The organism is Pseudomonas sp. PS01299 (assembly GCF_029960145.1).
GTDB classification, from domain to species: Bacteria; Pseudomonadota; Gammaproteobacteria; order Pseudomonadales; family Pseudomonadaceae; genus Aquipseudomonas; species Aquipseudomonas putida_A.
Genome location: NZ_JASCPO010000427.1, coordinates 1 through 2,569, shown reverse-complemented (window position 1 = coordinate 2,569; position 2,569 = coordinate 1). Strand labels below are relative to the sequence as shown.

2 protein-coding genes are annotated in these 2,569 nt (G+C 59.2%); both read left to right on the top strand.

Translation table 11 applies throughout. From position 1 onward, the window contains the following. Positions 1-171 precede the first annotated feature (171 nt). On the top strand, positions 172-552 hold the full coding sequence (gene panD, locus QMX91_RS30650) for an aspartate 1-decarboxylase (protein WP_003228271.1): 381 nt from the start codon (positions 172-174) through the stop codon (positions 550-552). 230 nt (positions 553-782) lie between these two features. Then, positions 783-2,447 carry a glucose-6-phosphate isomerase gene (pgi, locus tag QMX91_RS30645; RefSeq protein ID WP_027614102.1) on the top strand — a complete coding sequence of 555 codons (1,665 nt, stop codon included), beginning with the start codon at positions 783-785 and terminating at the stop codon, positions 2,445-2,447. Positions 2,448-2,569 lie beyond the last annotated feature (122 nt).

The following is a 2,569-nucleotide window of genomic DNA, read 5'->3' as shown; positions in this document are numbered from 1 at the left end:
GGCTTGCTCGCGAATGCGGTGCATCATTCAGCAGATAGGTTGACTGACACACCGCATTCGCGAGCAAGCCCGCTCCCACATTGGTTTCTGGTGTCCACACAGACCATATTGCCGCCCCCAAAGCCTTCGGGCACACTGCCCGCCGTTTGCTTCCAACCCGGGAAATCCCTCATGCACGCCATCATGCTCAAGGCCAAGCTGCACCGCGCCGAAGTCACTCATGCGGTACTCGATTACGAAGGTTCCTGCGCCATTGATGGCGAGTGGCTGGACTTGTCCGGCATCCGTGAGTACGAGCAGATCCAGATCTATAACGTCGACAATGGCGAGCGCTTCACCACCTACGCGATTCGTGGCGAAGAGGGTTCGCGGATGATTTCGGTCAATGGCGCAGCCGCGCATAAAGCCAAGGTCGGCGACCGCGTGATCATTTGCGCCTACGCCCATTACAGCGAAGCGGAACTGCTGAATTTCAAGCCGCGCATGCTGTACATGGCCCCGGGCAACGAGCTCAGCCACACCAGCAACGCCATTCCGGTTCAGGTGGCCTGAGCCGCTTCGACGCGCCACTCCCCTTCCGTTGGTCGGCCCGTTCCCGGTATTGATGTTAAAAAAGTACAGGGAACAGGTCAGAAGAAGTCAAGACAGATCGCAGCGCGAGGTTTACTGTATTCGCCCTGCGTTGAAAAATCGTGTCGACGCATTTGACCCTCGCCCAAACATGGCGTATCGGTCTGTTCTGTGTTCAAAAGGCCGTTCAAGTAAAAAGGAAAACCGCAGCGATGGCGTACTACCGCACTCCTCATGACGTTACCGCTCTGCCTGCCTGGCAAGCGTTGAAAGATCACCGCCAAGCCATGCAGGATTTCAGCATGCGCGAAGCCTTCAACGCCGATCCGCAGCGCTTCAATCAATTCACGCTCAGCAGCTGCGGACTGTTTCTCGATTATTCGAAGAACCTGATCAACGCCGAAACCCGCAACCTGCTGGTGGGTCTGGCCAATGAAGTCGATCTGAAAGGCGCGATCAAAGCGCTGTTCGACGGCGAAATCGTCAACGCCTCCGAAGGCCGCCCGGCGCTGCACACCGCCCTGCGCCGCCCGGTGGGCGACAAGCTGTCGGTCAACGGCGTCAACGTGATGCCGGAAGTGCACAAGGTGCTGAACCAGATCACGGATCTGGTCGGCCGCATCCACGACGGCCTGTGGCGTGGTTACACCGAGAAGCCGATCACTGACGTGGTCAACATCGGCATCGGTGGTTCGTTCCTCGGCCCGGAGCTGGTCTCCGAAGCGCTGCTGTCCTACGCGCAGAAAGGCGTGCGTTGCCACTATCTGGCGAACATCGACGGCAGTGAGTTCCACGAACTGACGCAAAAGTTGCGCGCCGAAACCACCCTGTTCATCGTTTCGTCGAAATCCTTCAACACCCTCGAAACCCTGAAGAACGCTCAGGCCGCCCGCGCCTGGTATCTGGCTCAGGGTGGTTCGGAAGCCGAGCTGTATCGTCACTTCATCGCGGTATCGAGCAACAACGCTGCGGCCGTTGCGTTCGGCATCCGTGAAGAAAACATCTTCCCGATGTGGGACTGGGTAGGCGGTCGTTACTCGCTGTGGTCGGCCATCGGTCTGCCGATTGCCCTGGCCATCGGCATGTCCAACTTCAAGGAACTGCTGTCCGGTGCCTACACCATGGACCAGCATTTCCAGAGCGCACCGTTCGAACAGAACATGCCGGTGCTGCTGGCCCTGCTCGGCGTCTGGTACGGCAACTTCTGGGGCGCGCAAAGCCACGCGATCCTGCCGTATGACCACTACCTGCGTAACATCACCAAGCACTTGCAACAGCTGGACATGGAATCCAACGGCAAGAGCGTGCGTCAGGACGGCACCTCGGTGTCGACCGATACCGGCCCGGTGATCTGGGGTGGCGTCGGCTGCAACGGTCAACACGCGTATCACCAGTTGCTGCACCAGGGCACCCAACTGATCCCGGCCGATTTCATCGTGCCGATCGTCAGCTTCAACCCGGTCTCCGATCACCATCAGTGGCTGTACGCCAACTGCCTGTCGCAGAGCCAGGCGCTGATGCTCGGCAAGACCCTGCCGGAAGCCGAAGCCGAACTGCGCGAAAAAGGCATGAGCGAAGAGCAGGTGCACAAACTCGCACCGCACAAGGTGATCCCGGGCAACCGCCCGAGCAATACCATTGTGGTCGAGCGTATCAGCCCGCGTCGTCTCGGCGCGCTGGTCGCCATGTATGAGCACAAAGTGTTCGTGCAGAGCGTGGTCTGGGGCATCAACGCCTTCGACCAGTGGGGCGTGGAACTGGGCAAGGAACTGGGCAAAGGCGTTTACAACCGTCTGGTCGGCAGCGATGAAACCGTTGCTGACGATGCCTCCACCCAGGGCCTGATCAACTACTTCCGCGGTCGTCACCGCGGGTGATTTGATAGTGCGGCCCACAGGTTTTGGTTCCCCGGATCCTGTGGGCAAAAAATCCCTTGTAGGAGTGAGCCTGCTCGCGATCGCGGGGTGTCAATCAGCATTGATGTTGAATGACACACCGC

What these genes read in the sequence shown, in the direction of transcription:
- panD (WP_003228271.1), top strand. Translation starts at nt 172, where the DNA reads ATGCACGCCATCATGCTCAAGGCCAAGCTGCACCGCGCCGAAGTCACT.
- pgi (WP_027614102.1), top strand. Translation starts at nt 783, where the DNA reads ATGGCGTACTACCGCACTCCTCATGACGTTACCGCTCTGCCTGCCTGG.